The organism is Streptomyces sp. NPDC004721 (assembly GCF_053601495.1).
In genome coordinates, this window is the sequence record NZ_JBSGBZ010000013.1 from 152,038 (window position 1) to 170,267 (window position 18,230).

Here is an 18,230-nt window from a genome sequence, read left to right on the forward strand (position 1 = left end):
ATGCCCTGTCGGATTGCGCTCCCGCCCTCTCCACGCCCGCTCCCGCCCGTGCCACGCACGCTTCTCGCAAGCTCACCGCCCCAGGATGCGGTCGGTCTCGGCCAGCTGGGCGGCGGTCAGCGGGCCCTTGGCGAGCGCGCCCGCGTTCTCCTCGGCCTGGGCGACCGAGCGGAACCCGGGGATGGGAACGGTCCGCGCGCTGCGCGCCCACAGCCAGGCCAGGGCGCCCTGGGCAAGCGTGCGGCCGCCGCTGGTCAGGACCTCGCGCAGCGCCTCGACGCGGGCCAGCCACTCCGGGTCTGCACCGGAGCCGTCGCCGAAGCCCGGCAGCCAGGCGGGCGGCCGGCTGCGGATGTCCCCCGCCTCCAGGGGTGCGCGCCCGGCGTGCTTGCCCGTGAGCAGTCCCATGGCCAGCGGGCTGCGGTCGACGCTCGCGAGGTCCCTCTCCTCGCACAGCGCGAGCATCCCGGGCGCGTCCTGGAGCACGTTCAGCGCGTGCTGCACGGCCGTGCAGTGCTCTCCCTCGGCGAAGAGGGCCGCGCGGGCGGGGTCGTCCGTGCTCCAGGCGTAGGCCCGGATCAGCCCCTCGGCCACGAACTCCTCGCAGGCGTCCCGGAGGCCGGCCGCGTCGTCGGGACGGGCGTCGGAGAGGTGCAGCTGGTACAGGTCGACGTGGTCGGTGCCGAGGCGGGCGAGGGAGGCGGTGAGGGCGCGACGCGCGTGCTCGGGCGTGGCGTCCTGCCCGTCGGCCGTGCGGGTGCGCTCGTCGAAGAGGTTGCCCCACTTGGTGGCGACGACGACCTCGTCCCGGCGCTTGCCCAGGGCCCGCCCGAGCAGCCGCTCGCTGTGCCCGCAGCCGTAGACATCAGCGGTATCGAAGAAGGTGACGCCGAGGTCGAGGGCGCGCCGGATGGCCCGTACGGACTCCTCGTCGTCCACCGCGCCCCACCCGAGCGGCTGCCCGTCCGCCGACTGCCACTCCCCTCCGATCGCCCAGCACCCGAAGCCGAGCGCGCTGACCTCGATCCCGCCACGTCCCAGTGTCCTTGTGCAGGTGGTGGTCTCTATGCCCGGGAACGCTACGAGTTGGAGTGCGCGCGAGGGCAAGGCACCGTACGGGGACTCGTGTCCGTGTTCTACGCCTGGCCGGTCTCGAACCGCGAGATCCGGCCGTCGTCGGTGATGGTGAACGACCACCGGGTGCGCATCTCGCCCCAGGTGTCGTTGCTGTAGCGGGCGAGGAGGGCGCGGCCGCCGGCGGACTCCTTGTCGACCTCCATGTGGCCGTGCGTGGAGAAGATCTCCTGCTCGATCCACTCGGCGAGGTCGCGGTCGGCTCCGTCGTCCGCCATGGTCGCGCCGGGCGCGAGGAGTTGCATGAAGCCCTCGCGGTCGTGGGCGTTGACGGCGGTGACGAAGGCACGGACAGCCGGGTCGCTCAGTCGGGCGGTCTGAATCGTCATGTCGGCAGCGTCACACCGGTTCCCGGGCCCCGCCACCCGAACGGCGCGCAGGGCGGGCCCGGCGGGTGTGGTCGGTGCGACGGTGGACACCCGGAAGGAGTCCGAAACCGCTGCTCCTCCGCCGTCTGCCTGGGGAGTCACCGTGACCTGTTACGACCGACGCGATCTGGGCCTGCTGCTGCTCCGGCTGGGTACCGGCGGCGTGCTGGCCGCGCACGGCGCGCAGAAGCTGCTGGGCTGGTTCGGCGGGGGCGGGATCGAGGGGACCGGCCGGTTCATGGAGTCGGTGGGCTACCGGCCGGGGAAGGCGAGCGCGATGGCGGCGGGGCTGGCGGAGGCCGGCGGCGGTCTGCTGCTGGCCATGGGCCTGGCGACCCCGGCGGCGGGCGCGTCGGCGGCCGGCGCGATGGCGGGGGCGGCGGCGGTGCACGCGCCCAGCGGCTTCTTCGCCCAGAGCGGCGGCTACGAGTACGCCGCCTCGCTGGGCCTGACCTCCGCGGGCCTGGCGATCGCGGGCCCCGGCCGGCTCTCCGTGGACCACGCCCTCGGGCACACCGTCAACCGCGGCTGGATGGTCCCGGCGGCGTTCGCGACGGTGGCCGCGGCGACGTCCGTGGTCCTGGGCGCGCGGGTGCGGCGGCTGCGTAAGGAGAAGGAGGGGGAGCAGGAGGCGCTTTTCGAGGAGTAGGACGCGGCGGTCGTGGCGGGCCGCGGCGCGGGCGGGAACGGGTCCGACGGCCATGGCGGGCCGCCGCAAGGCCGGGAACAGGTCCGACGGCCATGGCGGGCCGCGGCCAGACCGGGAACAGGAACCGGCGGTCGTGGCAGGCTGCGCTGCATGAGCGATCAGCACCCCGGCACCGCGCCGGCACCGCACGAGGACATCTGGTCCACCGTCGACGACCTGTGGGCCTGGTTGGACGCGCACCGCCCCCTCGGCGAGGGCCGGGAGGCTGCGGTGCTGCCGCGGGTCCTGAAGCTGTCGGAGGAGGTCGGCGAGGTCGCCCAGGCGGTGATCGGCGCGACCGGCCGGAACCCGCGCAAGGGCACCACCCACACCTGGGACGACGTCGAGGCGGAGCTGTGCGACGTGGTGATCACCGCTCTGGTGGCCCTGCGCACCCTGACCCCGCAGGCCCGGGAGGTCTTCACCCGTCATCTGGACCGGGTCAGGCAGCGGTCACTGGGGTCGGGCGGGGAGGCCTGACCGGAACGGTTCCGATCGGCCGGTTCCAACTGGCCGGTTCCGACCGGCCGTGCGGCGAGCGTCCCGCCGTTCATCCGCCGCCGGCGGCCACGACGGTCGGCGACACGGCCTCCGGCTCCGACTGCGACACCGCCTCCGCCTCCGCCTCCGCGATGACACGGCTTCCCCGGTCGGGAGCCGTGTCGAGCCGGGCCAGTACCGCCGGGGTGGCGATGGCCGGCAGCACGTGCTCGAAGAGATCGGCCATCCGCCGCTCCAGATCGGCCCATCCGGCGACCGCCTGGGAGACGAACTGGACGCCGATCCAGGCCCCGAGGAAGAGGTGCGCGGTCGTCTCCGGCACGACGTGCGGCAGCACTTCGCCGCGCCTCTTGGCCTCCTCGATGAAATCCGCGGTGCGTTGCGTCCAGGCGGGCCAGACGCTGCCGAAGACGTCACGGCCCTGGAGATCGGCGGAGAGCCGCACACCGGCGAGGAGCAGGGGTTCCCTGGGGAGGCGGACGGCGAGCGTCATCCCCGCGTCCACCCATTCCTGGAGCCTGAGTTCGCGGGGCACGTGGTACTCGATGCCGGCCTGCGCCGCGAGCACGCCCCGGGCCAGGGAGGCCTTCGAGTCGAAGTGAAAGTACATGGCGCCCTTGGTCACCTTGGCCCGGCTGAGGATCTCGGCGACGGTGGCCGCGGCGTAACCCCGTTCGGCGAAGACCGCGGCGGCCGCCTCAAGCACCGCGCGGCGGGTCCGGATGGCACGCTCCTGCTGAGCCACGGGACTCTCCCAAGGGGAAAAGCGGACCGAATTTGACGTACTTTAGCGCAGGATGGACCCTGCCGAGCCCGGTGAAGTCCTCCGCAGAAGCGGCTGGTGACGACGGGTCGAGTCGGATCCGGTGACGAGCGGTCAGGCCCGGTTGAGATAGAGGAGCACCGCCAGCACACGGCGGTGGTCCTCCACGGAGTGGGCCAGGCCGAGCTTGGTGAGGATGGAACTGACGTGGGTCTCCACCGTGCGGTTGGTGAGCCACAGCCGGCGCGCGATGCCGACGTTGGTGCGGCCCTCCGCCATCAGCGCCAGCACCTCGCGCTCCCGGACGGTCAGGGACTCCAGCGGATCGGCGGTCCGGTGCGCCCCGATCAGTCGCGACACCACCTCGGGGTCGAGGGCGGAGCCCCCGGCCGCCACCCGGCGCAGCGCGTCCAGGAAGTCGTCGACGTCGAACACCCGGTCCTTGAGCAGGTAGCCGAACCTCCCCCGGGACACCAGGTCGACGGAGTGCCGGGTCTCGACATGTTGGGAGAGCAGGACGATCCCGATCTCCGGGTGGGTGTCGCGGATCCGCCGGGCCGCCCGGACGCCGTCGTCGGTGAGGTCGGGCGGCATCCGGATGTCGATGATCGCCAGATCGGGGCGCGTGGCCGTGACCGCCGAGACCAGCTCTGGTGCGTCCTGCGCTTTGGCCACCACCTCGTACCCGGAGTCGGCCAGCAGACGGGCCAGGCCCTCCCGGAAGAGCGCCGAGTCCTCACCGATCACCACACGCACGGCAGCACCGCCTCCACCACGGTGCCGCCGCCCGCCGGGCTGGTCAGCCGCAGCGTGCCACCGGCCGCCTCGACCCGGTCCGCGAGCCCCGCCAGCCCGGCACCCGGGCGCAGGGTGGCCCCGCCCGGCCCGTCGTCGCCGATCCGCACGGTGACCTGGCCGGCGACCTGGTGGACACGGACCCCGATGGCGGCCGGGCCGGCGTGCTTGACCGCGTTGGTCATCGCTTCGCTCGCCACGTAGTAGGCGGTCATGGCCACATCCTCGGGAAGGTCGTCGGCGGCGACCTCGAGCCGCACCGGCACCGGTGCCCGGCCGGCCAGTACGGCCAGCGCGTTGCCGAGCCCGTCATCGAGGCTGCTCGGCCGCAGACCGTGCGCGATCTGCCGCAACTCGGCCACAGCTGAAGCCAGTTGGGACACCGATTGGTCGAGCAGGTCGTCGACGTCGACCGTGCCGTCGGCGAGGTGGCGCTGCGCCAGGCGGATCGCCATGCCCAGGGAGACCAGTCGCTGCTGCGCCCCGTCGTGCAGGTCGCGTTCGAGACGTCGCCGCTCCTCGTATCCGGCGTGCAGCAGCCGGGTGCGGCCGGCCGCGGCCTCGTCGAGTGCCCGGCTGACCTCGATACGCAGCCGGACCACCTCGATGAGCAGGGTGCAGGCGGACGCCACCTCGCGCAGCAGTTCCCGGCTGCCGGTGCCACCGCGGACGATCGCGCCGATGTCATGGCCGCCGAGTCGCACCGGAGCCACGTGCGCCTCCCCCGGATCCAGCGTCGTGCCCGCCACGTCGACCAGCCCGGACGCACCGGGCAGCCGGTAGCCGACCCGGAGCAACGGATCGCGCAGGGCCTCGCGCAGCGCCTGCTCCAACCGCTCGGGCCGGTCCTGGCCGGCGTGGGTACGGACGCGCAGGCCTTCGATGGCGGTCAACGCGGCCTGCCGCGCCGGGTAGAACCGTCCGTCGACCCATCGCTGGAGCCGGGAGCGCAGCGGAGACAGGGCGGCGGCGCAGACAGCGGTGGCCGCCGCGGCCACCGCCGGTGAGGTCCGTCCGGCGCCGAGGCCGGCCACGAACGAGGCCGCCGTGTAGAAGCCCAGCAGGACCGTGGTCACCAGGCCGTAGCTGACGGCGGTGCTGATCGCCCGGTCGATGTCGTAGAGGTCGTGCCGCAGCACCGCGATCGTGGTCGCCACCGGGATCGCCAGGGCCGTCGCCGCCAGACCGACGACGGCCAACTCCGGCCCGCCGAGGAGCAGGTAGCCGGCCCAGCACAGCAGCAGGGTCAGCGGCAGGAAGGCGGCACCGAGCGCGAACCACTTGAGCTGTGCCCGCCGCACCTCGCCGGTGGCCCGCCGGTAGCGGACGACCACCGCCGCCGCGGAGGCGATCAGCAGCCCGAGGAAGACCGGCAGCAGGAACAGCGCCACCGCGCCCAGCACCGGCCCATAGGGCTCGGAGAGCCGCAGGGGGTGCGGGATCGACTCGAAGGGCTGCCGGAACGGTCCGGGGTCCACAGCCGTGATCAGCGTGAACAGCGTCGGCACGACCAGCAGCCCGGCAACCGCCCAGCGCCAGCGCCGGCCCGGCAGCCGCCCGTCGGGGAAGACCAGCATGAGCAGCGCGGCGGGCACGTAGAGGAACATCCAGTCGCCCTGCGACAGCGCCGCGTACCAGGAGGAGACCGCCAGGTCGGGTCGCCGGGCGAGGGCCGACGCTGACAGGTCGCTGACCGTGAGCCACACCGTCGTCGCGCCGACCAGCACCAGCAGCAGGCCGACCACACTGTCCGGCCGGCGGACGGCGACGAGCACGCCGAGCACGACGGACGGCAGCCCGAAGGCCGCGCCGACCGCGAACGCCGCAGCCGCGCCGGCGTCGCCGGTGAGCACGGCGAGCACCACTCCGGCAACCGCCAGCAGGCACGTCAGGACTGCGGCGGCGGTCGCGGACAGACGCCGAGTTGCCACGTCCTCAGGGTAGTTCGGGCGGTCACCGGGAGTGAATACGTGTCAGCACGGAGACACGGTCCCGGGCCGGCCCCGATCCGTTCGCCCGGTACGCGGCCCCAGACTCCGGACGTCGGTATTTCGCCCCCTGCACAGGAGGATCCCGTGAAGCGCTCCCGTGTTCTGGTCACCGGGCTGGTCCTGGCCGGCCTGCTCGGTCTCATCGACGTGGTCTCGATGCCGTTCGGGGACGGTGAACACCCCCCGTTCGCGGTCGCCGTGGCGGGCGCCATGATCGGACTGATCACCCTGGTCGGCGTCGTCCTGGCCTGGCGCGGCAGCCGCGCCGGAGCGGTGGCCGTGATCGTCACCCGACTGCTGTCGGCGCTCAGCGCCGTACCGGTGTTCTTCGCCGACGATGTGCCGGGAGCGCTGGTCGGCCTCGTCGTGCTCGCCATCCTGCTCACCCTCGCCTGCGTCGCCCTGATCGCCCCGGGACTGCGGGACCGCGCCGCGACGGAGGGATGACCATGACCACCGTGGCCGACACCTCCACCCGCGTGCCGACCCGTCGTCCCGTCCGCGACCTACGCGGCTTCTGGCGGGTGACGGCGGCGGTCGTCGCGCCGCTGCCCGCGCTGGCGGTGGCGGTGAACATGCTCGTCGTCCCGTTCCCGCCGGGTGCCGACTTCCGCCGGGCGATCGCCGGCAGTGCGGCCCACCTCGGCGCCGCCCGGGCCGCGCTCTGGCTGTCGCTGGTCTTCGTGCTGCTGATGATCCCGGCGACTCTGGTGACCGCTTGGACCGCCCGCCGCGGCGCCCCGCGCCTGGCGCTGTACGGCGGGCTGCTCACGATGACGGCGTTCGCCGCCTCCATGGGAGCGCCCGACTCCGACCAGGCTGCCCTGGTCGCCGCCGAGAAGGGTCTCGATCCGGGGCTGGCGACGGCTCTGGACGACGCCGTGCAGGCGCACCCCGTGGCGGGGCTGCTGACCGTGTTCTTCCTGCTCGGGCAGGCGATCGGGCTGGCTCTGCTGGGCCTGGCACTGTGGCGGGGCAGGGTGACGCACGCGTGGGTCGGCGCGGCCCTCGCGGTGTCCGGCCCCGCGCATCTGCTGGGGGCCGTCAGCACCACGGCCTGCGCGGCGAGTTGGGTGGTGACCGCAGTCGGCTACGCCGGCGCCTCGGTCACGCTGTTGCGCACCGGCGACGACGATTTCGACCTCCCTCCCGCCGGACGGGAGTTGGCAGCGGCCGACGGGGGGACAAGGTGGGAACCGACGTCGACGGGCGGGCCGTCCGGGCGTGAACGGGCGCCCACCGGCGAGCTGTCGGGACGCGAGCGGACGGCGGACGGCGGGCCGTCCGGGCGTCAACTTGCCGCACCCAGTGAGCTGTCCGGACCGGAGCAGACCGCGCCCGGCGGGCCACCCGGACGCGAGCAGGCGGCGCACGAGCCCGAACGGGAACACGCGGCGGCACACGGCGGGCGGCCCGGGCGGGAACACGCGGCGGCACACGGCCGGCGGCCCGGGCGGGACGCCCGTACGGTCTGGCGGGTGCTGCTCGCGGTCACCGCGCCGGTCGCCGCCCTGATCGTGACCGTCGGCCGCTACCTCCTGCCCTACGACACGCTGTCCGACCAACCGCGCCAGATCTTCGACAAGCTGGTCGCCGCCACCGGATACCAGGCGGTGGCCGTCTGGACGGGCGCGATCGGGCCAGTTCTCGCGTGCAGTGGCGTGGTCGCGGTCGCCTGGGTGACCCGTCGGCGGGCGCCGGTGCTCACCACGGCCGCCGTACTGGTGGCGTTCCCCGGCTACACCGCGCTGTTCGCCTCCGGGGGATACGTGGACATCCTCACCCACGCGGTGGGCACCCGGCACGGTCTGGACCGGGAGACCGCGTTCCAGCTGGCGGCAGGCCTTCAGGACGGGTTCTGGTCCGACGTACTGTCCGGGGTCTTCGTGATCGGCCACCTGCTCGGCACGGTGCTGCTCGGGCTGGCGCTGTGGCGGGCGCGGGTGGTGCCGGTCTGGCTCGCGGCCGGACTGACGGTGGCGCAGCCGATCCACCTCGCCTCCGTGCTGAGCGGGGTGCGCGAACTCGACCTGGTGGGATGGGGGCTCACGGCGGTCGGCTTCGTGGCGGCCGGCCGGTTGCTGCTGCGCATGCCCGACGACGAGTTCGACCTGCCGCCGCTGCGGCGGTGAATCGATTCCGAAGACCGACCGGAGCCATGAATTCCGCGTTCCAGAAATTGGACCCCCTTTTTCCGGATCGGCGGGTGACGTGCGACGTATTTCCTCCGTGCCGCCCATGGGCAATGCCATGGGCGGCCGCGCCCGATTTCTAGCCATCTCGCAGGCGCTATGTCAAGCGACCGGACATTACCGGCACTTGACCAACCTTACTGACTCTCCGAACGAAGCAGGAGCGCCGATTGTCCGTTATTTCGTGCAGTGGACAGCCGTTACCAGCGCCGGGTATAAACGCCGATTCACGCAACAGCGAAATGGCATGTGCGGGAGGACGGAAATGACGACGGCACGTCATCGAGCTGCGTCGCCTTCGAATCCGCCGACCGGCATTCCCCGCGCGCTGCCTGATCGCGAAGAGCACGCACTCGACAACCCCGAGGGAAGACCATGAGCTCCTCAAGATCCCGTTCCCGCCGCGCACGTACCGACAGACGCCGGGTCTGGCTGGCCGTCGGTGCCACCGTGATCGGCGGCGCGGGTCTGGCCACGGCCGCCGTGGTCCTGCCCCCCGATCACTCCTCGGGCACGGGCACCGACGAAGCCCGGCCGGCCAGGGCGGACACCATCGCGCTCATCGGCTCCGCCAGCTCGAAGCGCGCCCTTCCCCGCACCGACACCAAGGCCTTCTCCCTGATCGGTGTCTCCTGGAAGGACCGCGCCAGGACCTTCGACGGCACTGCCCAGATACGCACCCGCGCCGCCGCCGACGGCGAGTGGACCGACTGGCACGACCTCGACTTCGACACGGTCGGCCCCGAGACCGACGAAGGCCGCGCCCCGGGCACCCGCGGCGCCTCCGAACCGCTGTGGGTGGGCCCCTCCGACGCGGTCGAGGCCCGGGTCATGGCCGATGGGAAGCAGACCACCGTCCCCGACGGGCTGCGCCTCGACCTGATCGACCCCGGCACCACCCCCCAGGGCAAGGGCAAGGCGAACGGCCAGAACAAGGGGAACGGCCCGGGTCAGGGCAACGGCCAGAACAAGGGCAACGGCCAAGGCCAGGGCAACGGCAACGGCAACGGCAACGGCAACGGCAACCGCAACGGCAAGGGTGGCACGAAGCCAGGGGACTCCGCGGGCGAGACCGCGGCCCCCACCCAGCAGCCGTCCTCCCCCGACTCCTCCTCCGTGCCCGGCGACACCCCACCGGACACCGCCTCGTCCGCCACGCCCACCGGCGGCACCGGCAACGGCGACGGCTCCTCGGACCCGGCCCCCTCCCCCACCGCCGAGGCCACGACCGACGACGGCGGTAAGACACCGGAGCCGACCGGCTCCGCCGACCCCTCCACCGAGGCACCCGCACCCACCTCGGACACCGGCTCGGACACACAGCCGACCGCCGGCTCGGAGCCCACCGGCCCCGTAGACTCCGGCGACTCCCCGGCCCCCGGCGACAGCACCCGTCCGGAGCCGGCCGAATCGGCCCCAAAGCCCACGGGCGAAGCCTCCCAGCCGCCCGCCCCCTCGGCACCCGAGACGACGGCGCCGACCGGGCCGACCGAGCCCGCCACCCCCGCGATCGTCGACCGCGCCTCCTGGGGCGCCGACGAGTCCCTGGTCAAGGACCCGCCCGAGTACCTGGCCAAGGTGAAGGCCGTCTTCGTCCACCACACCGCGGGCACCAACGACTACGGCTGCGCCGACTCACCCGCCATCATGCGCGCGATCCTCGTCTACCACGTGCGCACCCAAGGCTGGAACGACCTCGGCTACAACTTCTTCGTCGACAAGTGCGGCACCGTCTTCGAGGGCCGCGCCGGCGGCGTCGGCCAACGGGTGCGCGGCGCCCACACCTACGGCTTCAACGGCGACTCCGCGGGCATCTCCCTGCTGGGCGACTACGAGAACGGCGGCACCCCGACCGCCGCCGCCAAGCAGGCCATCGCCGACCTCGCCGCCTGGAAGCTCGGCCTGGACGGCGTCGACCCGCAGGCCAAGGTCACCCTCACCGCGGCCGACGACACCGGCGTGTACAAGACCGGCCAGAAGGCCGTCCTGAACACCGTCTCCGGCCACCGGGACGGCTACGCCACCCTCTGCCCCGGCAAGACCCTCTACTCCGCGCTGCCGGGCATCCGCACCGCCGCCGGACAGTCCCGCTACACCACGCGCTGACCCGCCCGGCCACGCCGCCGCCCCGTCCCCCACCGGCCGACTTGTCCCCATCGGCCGGGGCGGCGGCGCCGGTCGCTGTACCGGCGTCGCGTGACGTTCCGGCGACGGAATCCGCTTGCTAACCGGGGAGCCCTACAAGGCCCCACAGCAAGCGAAGGGGTGGGATTCCATGGCCGAGGCCGACGAGAGCAACCCGGACGCGGAGGGGATGCACCTGCACGCGGCGACCCTGGTCGCCCGTCTCACGGGGCGCAGCCGGCTGCCTCTGGACTACTCCGTGGCGAGTCTGCGGCTCGTCGACTTCCTGATCGACGGCATGCGCAAGGGCGGTGCCTCACGCGAGCGCGTACGCGGGCCGCTGCTCGGCCTCGGGGCGTACGTGGGTGAGGTGTTGGTGCGCCACGCGGGTGCGACCTGGGTGGACTTCGACGCCGACCTGCGGGCCTACTTCGGCCAGCCGGTCGGCGTCCGCATGCAGGACGGACGTCTGTGGAACCCGCTGGGCAAGGTCGTCAACCGCTTCGAGACGGGCGGAGCTCGGGATTCCCTCCAGATCTTCTATCTGACCCTGCACGGCCGGCCGCGTCGGGCGACCGTGGCGGACGCCCAGGCCGGTGGTGTGCGCGCGGAGGACGTCCGACGCGTCGGAGGGGTCCGCTGATCGTCACCCTGGGTGAGTTCTCGCTCTGCGACGGGAGCACGTTTGGGATTAACTGCAAGAGCGTGGTTCTTCCTCTCACCCCGTGGAGGCGGCCGATGCTTCTGACGTTGCACGAGCGTGAGCGCCTGATGATCTACACGGCGGCGAAGCTGGCCCTGGAGCGCAAGGAGCGGGGCCTGAAGCTGAATCTGCCGGAGGCCACCGCGGTGATCACGTCGTTCCTGCTGGAGGGCGCGCGCGACGGCCGTACGGTCACCGAACTCATGGAGTCCGGACGGGCGGTGCTCGGTCGCGACGACGTGATGGAGGGGGTGCCGGAGATGCTGGGGCAGGTGCAGGTCGAGGCGACCTTCCCCGACGGCACGAAGCTGATCACGGTGACGGGGCCGATCCCATGATGATGGAGAGCGGTGAGCATCCCAGCGACGACCCCGGCAGGCAGGACCAGCACGGCTCGGTGATCCACCCCTCCAGCGGCGTCGGCAGCCCGAGCCCGCCTCGACGGGGCGGAACCGGGTCACGGCAGGCGGCCCGGCGGCACTACACAGGGGAACAGCCGGAGGCCGACGAGCCCCTGATCCCGGGCGAAGTGCTCTACGGCGACGACCCGGTCGTGATCAACGCCGGCAAGGAGGTCACCCGGCTGCGGGTGGAGAACACCGGCGACCGCCCCGTCCAGGTCGGTTCGCACTTCCATTTCGCGGAGGTCAACGCCGCGCTGGAGTTCGACCGCGAGGCCGCGTGGGGGCGCCGGCTCAATGTGCTCTCGGGCGGCTCGGTGCGTTTCGAGCCCGGCGCGGTCGAGGAGGTGGAACTGGTCCCGATCGGAGGCCGGCGGATCGTGGCCGGACTGCGGGGTCTGTGCGGAGGTGAACTCGATGGCTGAGATCAGCCGGCGGGAGTACGGCGCCTCGTTCGGCCCGACCACCGGGGACCGTGTCCGCCTGGCCGACACCAACCTGTTCATCGAGGTCGAGCGGGACCTCTGCGGCGGCGGTGACGAGGCCGTCTTCGGCGGCGGCAAATCCATACGGGAGTCCATGGGCCAGTCGCGGGCCACCCGCGGCGAGGGAACACCGGACCTGGTCATCACCGGCGCGGTGGTCCTGGACCACTGGGGCGTGGTCAAGGCCGACGTGGGCGTCCGGGACGGCCGGATCGTGGCGCTGGGCAAGGCGGGCAACCCCGACACCATGGACGGGGTCCACCCCGGCCTCGTCATCGGCCCCTCCACGGAGATCGTGGCCGGCAACGGGCTGATCCTGACGGCGGGCACGATCGACACCCATGTGCACTTCGTCGGCCCGGACTTGTTCGAGGAAGCCCTCGCGGCGGGCACCACCACGTTCGTCGGCGGCGGTACGGGGCCCACCGAGGGGTCGAAGGCGACCCTGGCCACGCCGGGTGCCTGGTGGCTGCGGCGGATGCTGGAGGCCTGCGAGCCCTGGCCGCTCAACGTGCTGTTCCTGGCCCGCGGCAACACCGTGTCCCCCGAGGCGCTGTGGGAGCAACTGCGGGGCGGCGCGGGCGGGTTCAAGGTGCACGAGGACTGGGGCGCCACCCCGGCCGCGGTCGACGCCGCGCTGACCGTCGCGGACCAGGCCGGGGTGCAGGTCGCGATCCACAGCGACACCCTCAACGAGGCGGGCTTCGTGGAGGATCTGCTCGCCGCCGTGGGCGGCCGGACGTTCCACGCGTACCACACCGAGGGCGCGGGCGGCGGCCACGCACCGGACATCATCCGGATCGCCGGCGAGCCGAACGTACTGCCCGCCTCGACCAACCCGACCCGCCCGTTCACCGTCAACACGGTGGCCGAGGCGCTGGACATGGTGATGGTGGCCCACCACCTCAACCCGCAGGTGCCCAACGACCTCGCGTTCGCCGAGAGCCGGGTGCGTCCCACGACCATCGCCGCGGAGGACGTGCTGCACGACGTCGGCGCGCTCTCGATCATGTCGTCGGACGCGCAGGCGATGGGCCGGGTCGCGGAGGTCGTGACGCGGACGTGGCAGACCGCCCACCGGATGAAGGAGCTGCGCGGCTCACTGCCCGGCGACAGCCGGGCCGACAACCAGCGGGCCCGCCGCTACGTCGCCAAGTACACGATCTGCCCGGCGGTGGCCCACGGCCTCGAACGCGAGATCGGTTCCGTCGAGCCCGGCAAGCTGGCGGATCTGGTGCTGTGGCAGCCCGCCCTGTTCGGGGTCCGGCCCACGGTCGTGTTCAAGGCCGGCATGGCCGCCAGCGCCGCCCTCGGCGACCCGAACGCGTCGATCCCCACCCCCCAGCCGGTGCTGAACCGGCTGGGCTACAACGTGGGCACCCCGGCCGCCGCCGCGAGCGGCGTCGCCTTCGTCGCGCCGGCGGCCGTCGAGGACGGGCTCGCCGACCGCCTGGGGCTGCGGCGGCGGCTCGTGGCCGTGGAGAACGTACGCGGCCGCGGCAAGCGGGACCTCCCGGAGAACACCGCCACTCCACGTATCGAGGTCGACTCCGACACGTACAGCGTGCGGGTCGACGGCGAGCTGATCGAGCACGAGCCCGCGGCCGAAGTGCCGATGGCACAGCGCTACTTCCTCTTCTGACCCCCGCCACCACCGCCCTCCGATGAACGTCCAGGAATCCCGGGAATCCCAGGACCGGCAGCCGCAGGCGACACTGCCGGCGCTGCTGCTGCTCGCCGACGGACGCTTCCCCTCCGGCGGGCACGCCCATTCCGGCGGTCTGGAAGCGGCGGCGGCCCTGGACGGCGTGGACGACCTGGCCGCGCTGGAGGAGTTCCTGCGGGGACGCCTGGCGACGACCGGCGTGGTGACCGCCGCGTTCACGGCGGCGGCGTGTGCCTCCTTCGGCGGAACGGGCCGCCGGGCCACCGAGGCCGTGGAGGTGCTGGAGGTGCTGGACCGCGAGTTCGCCGCCAGGACCCCGTCACCGGCGCTGCGGACCGCCTCCCGCCGCCTGGGGCGTCAACTGCTGCGGGCGGGCCGTACGATCTGGCCCCACCCCCGCCTGGACGAGCTGAGCGCCGCGCCCCGGCACGGCCTCCATCAGCCGGTGGCCCTGGGCGCGGTGGCCGCCGCGGCCGGCCTGGGTCCGGACGCCGCGGCGCTGGCCGCCGCCCACGACGCGGTACTCACCCCGGCGACGGCCGCCGTGCGGCTGCTAGGGCTCGACCCGTTCGCGGTCCACGCGACGGTCGCCCGGCTGGGACCACGGATCGCCGCCGTCGCCGCCGGGGCGGCGCGCCACGCGCACACGGCACCCGAGGAGCTGCCGTCCCGCGCGGGACCTCTCCTCGACATCCGTGCCGAACACCACGCCGCCTGGGAGGTGCGTCTCTTTGCGTCCTGACCCCACACCGCGACCCGCCCACTCTCACGATCACCCGCACTCCGGCGGGCGGGGGACGGGAGCCCTGCCCCGCCGCCCCGGCCGAGCACTGCGCATCGGCATCGGCGGCCCGGTCGGCTCCGGCAAGACCGCACTGGTCGCGGCGCTGTGCCGCACACTGGCCCCGGAACTCTCCCTGGCCGTGGTCACCAACGACATCTACACCACCGAGGACGCCGACTTCCTGCTGCGCAACGGCGTACTGGCCGCCGAACGGGTCCGCGCGGTCGAGACCGGGGCGTGCCCGCATACCGCGATCCGGGACGACATCTCCGCCAACCTCGAAGCCGTGGAGGAGCTGGAGGCGACCCTGCCCCCGCTCGACCTCGTCCTCCTGGAGAGCGGCGGGGACAACCTCACCGCCACGTTCAGCCGCGGACTGGTCCACCACCAGATCTTCGTCATCGACGTCGCCGGCGGGGACAAGGTTCCCCGCAAGGGCGGCCCGGGTGTCACCTCGGCCGACCTGCTGGTCATCAACAAGACGGATCTGGCGCCGCAGGTCGGCGCGGACCTCGCCGTCATGGACCGCGACGCCCGCGCCAAGCGCGGTGACCTGCCCGTGCTGTTCACCTCCCTGGTCCGGGACCCCACCGCGGCCGACGTCGCCGCGTGGGTGCGGCAGTGCCTCGGCGTTCCCGCCCGGTGATGCGTGCCCACGCCCGCCTCGAGGTGACGGCGGACCGGGACCGGTCCGGCCGGGTCAGGACCCGGATCAGCCGGCTCCGCTCCGACGCGCCGCTGGTCCTGCGCCCCACCGCCGCCGTCGAGCCGACGGGCCGATGGAACCCGGACGGCGCCGCCCACGTGGCGCTGGCCGCCGCGGCCGCGGGCCCGATCGGCGGCGACCACCTGCGGCTGGACGTCGAGGTCGCGGCGGGCGCGGCGCTCGTCGTACGCAGCGTGGCGGCGACCCTGGTGCTGCCGGGGCCGCACGGCCGTCCCTCACGCACCGAGACCCACCTGCGGGTCGCGCCGGCCGGCACCCTGGTCTGGCTGCCCGAGCCGGTCATCGCCGCCGGCCGCTGCGACCACCACGCCACGACGCACATCGAGTTGGAACCGGGCGCCCGCCTGCTCGCCCGCGAGGAACTGCTCCTGGGCCGCCACGGCGAGACCCCGGGCACGGTCCGCCAGCGTCTGCGGGTGACCCTCGCCGGCCGTCCCCTCCACGACCAGGAATTCGCCGTCGGCCCCGGCATCCCGGGCTGGCACGGCCCAGCCGTGACCGGCGGACACCGGGCCCTGGGCACCCTGCTCGTCATCACCCCCGACAGCCCGGCCGACACCCGCCCGGCCAACCCCGCCCCCACCGACGCCGACACGGCCGTCATGCGCCTCACCCCCACCGCCACCCTGCTCACCGCCCTGGCGGACGACGCCCTCACCCTGCGCCGGCACCTCGACCGGGGCATGACCGACCTGCCGACCGACTGCGCCACGCAGCGCGGCGGCGGGCTTCCCGAACCGGCCGAAACACACACGTGTCCAAAGACCGTGTGACGTCAGGCGATTGAGAAGCTGGTCACTTCACGATCGGACCCTGCCCCGCCGGCGGCAGCAAGTCCCCGTCGAGCGTGAGGTGATGACGTGCCGCCCACCCGTTCCCACATCCGCCAGGTCGTCGACGCATATCTGAACCGCCACCCCGGAGAACGGGACGCCCTGTCCGGGCTGCCGGCCCTTCTGGACGGTCCCGCCGACCCGTGCAGCCGTACGACGCTGCCCGGCCACGTCACCTGCAGCGCGGTCGTCATCGACCGCGACCGGCGCGTGCTGCACATCGTGCACAGGGCAACCGGGCTGCTGCTCGCCCCGGGCGGGCACGTCGAGGCCGACGACCGCACCCTCCTGGCCGCGGCGCTGCGGGAAGTGTGCGAGGAGACCGGGATCCGGCCCGAGGATCTCTGCCCGACGCCGCAGTTCCTCGACGCTCCGATCGGCATCGACGTCCACCGCATCGACGCCAGTCCGGCCAAGGACGAACCGGCGCACGAGCACTACGACTTCCGCTTCGCGTTCCACCTCGCCGCCGACCGGCCGCCGGCGGTCGCTTTGCAGGACGAGGAGGTTTCCGGGGCCGCATGGCGACCGTTCGCGGAGGTCGGCTCCCTCACGCTGCGGGCCAAGCTCGTGGCCGGCGGTCCGTCGCCCCGTACGGGCCCGTCGAGCTGACGTAGCGCCACGGCCTGGTCGCTCTGGCCACGTTCAGGGCTGGTTTCGGCCAACGGGTGCTTGTGGGGCGGCTGGTGAGGGAGTGGGGCTGTCTTGGTTGACGGTTGATCAATTACCTTGTGCCGTAAGCCAGTCACTGACCTTGAGGGAGCCCCATGTCCACCGCGCAGCAGGTGCCCGACATCCTCTCGCCCGAGTTCGCCGCTGACCCCTACCCGGCGTACCGCCTGATGCGCGACACCGCGCCCCTCATCTGGCACGAGGCCACGCAGAGTTACATCATCTCGCGTTACGAGGACGTCGAGCGCGTCTTCAAGGACAAGAACGGCGAGTTCACCACCGACAACTACGACTGGCAGATCGAGCCCGTGCACGGCAAGACGATCCTCCAGCTCAGCGGCCGTGAGCACGCCGTGCGCCGCGCCCTCGTCGCCCCCGCCTTCCGCGGTGCCGACCTCCAGGAGAAGTTCCTGCCCGTCATCGAGCGCAACTCGCGCGAACTGATCGACGCCTTCCGGAACTCCGGCTCCGCCGACCTGGTCAACGACTACGCCACCCGCTTCCCGGTCAACGTGATCGCCGACATGCTGGGCCTCGACAAGGCCGACCACGCGCGCTTCCACCGTTGGTACACGACCGTCATCGCCTTCCTCGGCAACCTCTCGGGCGACCCCGAGGTGGCCGCGGCGGGCGAGCGGACCCGTGTCGAGTTCGCCGAGTACATGCTGCCGATCATCCGCGAACGCCGCGAGAACCTGGGCGACGACCTGCTGTCCACGCTGTGCGCCGCCGAGGTCGACGGCGTGCGGATGAGCGACGAGGACATCAAGGCGTTCTGCAGCCTGCTGCTCGCCGCCGGCGGCGAGACCACCGACAAGGCGATCGCCAGCATCTTCGCGAACCTGCTGCTCCACCCCGACCAGCTCGCCGCCGTCCGCGCGGACCGCGACCTGATCCCGCGGGCCTTCGCCGAGACCCTGCGCTACACCCCGCCCGTCCACATGATCATGCGGCAGTCCGCGACCGAGGTGAAGCTCAGCGGCGGCACCATACCCCCGGGCGTCACCGTCACCTGCCTGATAGGCGCCGCCAACCGCGACGAGAGCCGCTACCGCGAGCCGGACCGTTTCGACATCTTCCGCGACGATCTCACCACCACGACCGCCTTCTCCGCCGCCGCCGACCACCTCGCCTTCGCGCTCGGCCGGCACTTCTGCGTGGGCGCGCTGCTCGCCAAGGCGGAGGTCGAGATCGGCGTCAGCCAGCTGCTGGACGCCATGCCCGACATGCGTCTCGCCGACGGCTTCGACCCGGTGGAGGAGGGCGTCTTCACCCGTGGCCCGCAGCGCCTGCCGGTACGGTTCACGCCCGTGACCGCCTGACCGCCCGACCGTCCGACCGGCACCACCGCCGAGGTGATGGGCCCTTCCAGGGGCCCATGTGCCCGCCCGCGCTGCCGCGTC

The 18,230-nt window shown here is 73.0% G+C and carries 19 protein-coding genes; 14 read left to right on the forward strand and 5 right to left on the reverse strand.

The genetic code is table 11. The annotated features are described in order from the left end of the window. Positions 1–72 precede the first annotated feature (72 nt). On the reverse strand, positions 73–1,107 hold the full coding sequence (locus ACWEK3_RS14900) for an aldo/keto reductase (protein ID WP_453249818.1): 1,035 nt from the start codon (positions 1,105–1,107) through the stop codon (positions 73–75). 29 nt (positions 1,108–1,136) lie between these two features. Continuing rightward, positions 1,137–1,463 carry a nuclear transport factor 2 family protein gene (locus ACWEK3_RS14905; protein ID WP_361409124.1) on the reverse strand — a complete coding sequence of 109 codons (327 nt, stop codon included), beginning with the start codon at positions 1,461–1,463 and terminating at the stop codon, positions 1,137–1,139. A 142-nt stretch (positions 1,464–1,605) separates the two neighbouring features. Here ACWEK3_RS14905 and ACWEK3_RS14910 point away from each other — a divergent pair, with 142 nt between their 5' ends. Continuing rightward, entirely contained in the window at positions 1,606–2,151 is a 546-nt protein-coding gene (locus ACWEK3_RS14910) for a DoxX family protein (protein ID WP_450541101.1), read from the forward strand. A 150-nt stretch (positions 2,152–2,301) separates the two neighbouring features. After that, on the forward strand, positions 2,302–2,670 hold the full coding sequence (locus tag ACWEK3_RS14915) for a MazG-like family protein (protein ID WP_450541100.1): 369 nt from the start codon (positions 2,302–2,304) through the stop codon (positions 2,668–2,670). Positions 2,671–2,740: 70 nt separating this feature from the next. On the opposite strand, the gene ACWEK3_RS14920 is transcribed toward ACWEK3_RS14915, so the two are convergent. The 3 genes from ACWEK3_RS14920 to ACWEK3_RS14930 all read right to left on the reverse strand — a co-directional run bounded on the left by ACWEK3_RS14920 (position 2,741) and on the right by ACWEK3_RS14930 (position 6,180). Then, a complete protein-coding gene (locus ACWEK3_RS14920; RefSeq protein ID WP_453249819.1) occupies positions 2,741–3,436 on the reverse strand; it encodes a ScbR family autoregulator-binding transcription factor in 696 nt (231 codons plus the stop codon). Positions 3,437–3,568: 132 nt separating this feature from the next. Continuing rightward, positions 3,569–4,210: a response regulator gene (locus ACWEK3_RS14925; RefSeq protein WP_453249820.1), complete on the reverse strand. Its 642-nt coding sequence runs from the start codon at positions 4,208–4,210 to the stop codon at positions 3,569–3,571. Continuing rightward, on the reverse strand, positions 4,198–6,180 hold the full coding sequence (locus tag ACWEK3_RS14930; RefSeq protein WP_453249821.1) for a histidine kinase: 1,983 nt from the start codon (positions 6,178–6,180) through the stop codon (positions 4,198–4,200). The genes ACWEK3_RS14925 and ACWEK3_RS14930 overlap by 13 nt, the downstream gene beginning before the upstream one ends. 144 nt (positions 6,181–6,324) lie before the next feature. Here ACWEK3_RS14930 and ACWEK3_RS14935 point away from each other — a divergent pair, with 144 nt between their 5' ends. The 12 genes from ACWEK3_RS14935 (at position 6,325) to ACWEK3_RS14990 (ending at position 18,149) form a co-directional block, all read left to right on the forward strand. Further along, positions 6,325–6,687 (forward strand): hypothetical protein, encoded by a 363-nt coding sequence (locus ACWEK3_RS14935; RefSeq protein WP_453249822.1) that lies wholly within the window; start codon positions 6,325–6,327, stop codon positions 6,685–6,687. Between the two features lie 2 nt (positions 6,688–6,689). Beyond that, positions 6,690–8,372 carry a hypothetical protein gene (locus ACWEK3_RS14940; protein ID WP_453249823.1) on the forward strand — a complete coding sequence of 561 codons (1,683 nt, stop codon included), beginning with the start codon at positions 6,690–6,692 and terminating at the stop codon, positions 8,370–8,372. Between the two features lie 435 nt (positions 8,373–8,807). Continuing rightward, a complete protein-coding gene (locus ACWEK3_RS14945; protein WP_453249824.1) occupies positions 8,808–10,538 on the forward strand; it encodes an N-acetylmuramoyl-L-alanine amidase in 1,731 nt (576 codons plus the stop codon). Positions 10,539–10,707: 169 nt separating this feature from the next. Next, positions 10,708–11,199: a hypothetical protein gene (locus ACWEK3_RS14950; RefSeq protein ID WP_376606632.1), complete on the forward strand. Its 492-nt coding sequence runs from the start codon at positions 10,708–10,710 to the stop codon at positions 11,197–11,199. 95 nt (positions 11,200–11,294) lie between these two features. Continuing rightward, entirely contained in the window at positions 11,295–11,597 is a 303-nt protein-coding gene (locus ACWEK3_RS14955; RefSeq protein ID WP_365419634.1) for an urease subunit gamma, read from the forward strand. A gap of 176 nt (positions 11,598–11,773) precedes the next feature. Beyond that, on the forward strand, positions 11,774–12,085 hold the full coding sequence (locus tag ACWEK3_RS14960) for an urease subunit beta (RefSeq protein WP_100567204.1): 312 nt from the start codon (positions 11,774–11,776) through the stop codon (positions 12,083–12,085). Next, positions 12,078–13,787, forward strand: coding sequence for an urease subunit alpha (locus ACWEK3_RS14965; protein WP_453249825.1), 1,710 nt, complete (start codon positions 12,078–12,080; stop codon positions 13,785–13,787). The genes ACWEK3_RS14960 and ACWEK3_RS14965 overlap by 8 nt, the downstream gene beginning before the upstream one ends. 22 nt (positions 13,788–13,809) lie before the next feature. Further along, positions 13,810–14,553, forward strand: coding sequence for an urease accessory protein UreF (locus ACWEK3_RS14970; protein ID WP_453249826.1), 744 nt, complete (start codon positions 13,810–13,812; stop codon positions 14,551–14,553). After that, complete coding sequence (ureG, locus tag ACWEK3_RS14975; RefSeq protein ID WP_450541084.1) at positions 14,543–15,241, forward strand: urease accessory protein UreG; 699 nt, start codon at positions 14,543–14,545, stop codon at positions 15,239–15,241. The genes ACWEK3_RS14970 and ureG overlap by 11 nt, the downstream gene beginning before the upstream one ends. Then, positions 15,241–16,095, forward strand: a complete 855-nt coding sequence (locus ACWEK3_RS14980; protein WP_450541083.1) for an urease accessory protein UreD — start codon at positions 15,241–15,243, stop codon at positions 16,093–16,095. The genes ureG and ACWEK3_RS14980 overlap by 1 nt, the downstream gene beginning before the upstream one ends. An 87-nt stretch (positions 16,096–16,182) precedes the next feature. Beyond that, positions 16,183–16,767 (forward strand): NUDIX hydrolase, encoded by a 585-nt coding sequence (locus tag ACWEK3_RS14985; RefSeq protein WP_453249827.1) that lies wholly within the window; start codon positions 16,183–16,185, stop codon positions 16,765–16,767. A 155-nt stretch (positions 16,768–16,922) separates the two neighbouring features. Continuing rightward, positions 16,923–18,149: a cytochrome P450 gene (locus tag ACWEK3_RS14990; protein ID WP_453249828.1), complete on the forward strand. Its 1,227-nt coding sequence runs from the start codon at positions 16,923–16,925 to the stop codon at positions 18,147–18,149. Positions 18,150–18,230: the final 81 nt, after the last annotated feature.

Excerpts from the sequence above, each read along its gene's own strand:
- ACWEK3_RS14965 (WP_453249825.1), top strand. The coding sequence starts at position 12,078 with ATGGCTGAGATCAGCCGGCGGGAGTACGGCGCCTCGTTCGGCCCGACC.
- ACWEK3_RS14940 (WP_453249823.1), top strand. The coding sequence starts at position 6,690 with ATGACCACCGTGGCCGACACCTCCACCCGCGTGCCGACCCGTCGTCCC.
- ACWEK3_RS14970 (WP_453249826.1), top strand. The coding sequence starts at position 13,810 with ATGAACGTCCAGGAATCCCGGGAATCCCAGGACCGGCAGCCGCAGGCG.
- ACWEK3_RS14950 (WP_376606632.1), top strand. The coding sequence starts at position 10,708 with ATGGCCGAGGCCGACGAGAGCAACCCGGACGCGGAGGGGATGCACCTG.
- ACWEK3_RS14955 (WP_365419634.1), top strand. The coding sequence starts at position 11,295 with ATGCTTCTGACGTTGCACGAGCGTGAGCGCCTGATGATCTACACGGCG.
- ACWEK3_RS14945 (WP_453249824.1), top strand. The coding sequence starts at position 8,808 with ATGAGCTCCTCAAGATCCCGTTCCCGCCGCGCACGTACCGACAGACGC.
- ACWEK3_RS14980 (WP_450541083.1), top strand. The coding sequence starts at position 15,241 with ATGCGTGCCCACGCCCGCCTCGAGGTGACGGCGGACCGGGACCGGTCC.
- ACWEK3_RS14915 (WP_450541100.1), top strand. The coding sequence starts at position 2,302 with ATGAGCGATCAGCACCCCGGCACCGCGCCGGCACCGCACGAGGACATC.
- ACWEK3_RS14905 (WP_361409124.1), bottom strand. The coding sequence starts at position 1,463 with ATGACGATTCAGACCGCCCGACTGAGCGACCCGGCTGTCCGTGCCTTC.
- ACWEK3_RS14990 (WP_453249828.1), top strand. The coding sequence starts at position 16,923 with ATGTCCACCGCGCAGCAGGTGCCCGACATCCTCTCGCCCGAGTTCGCC.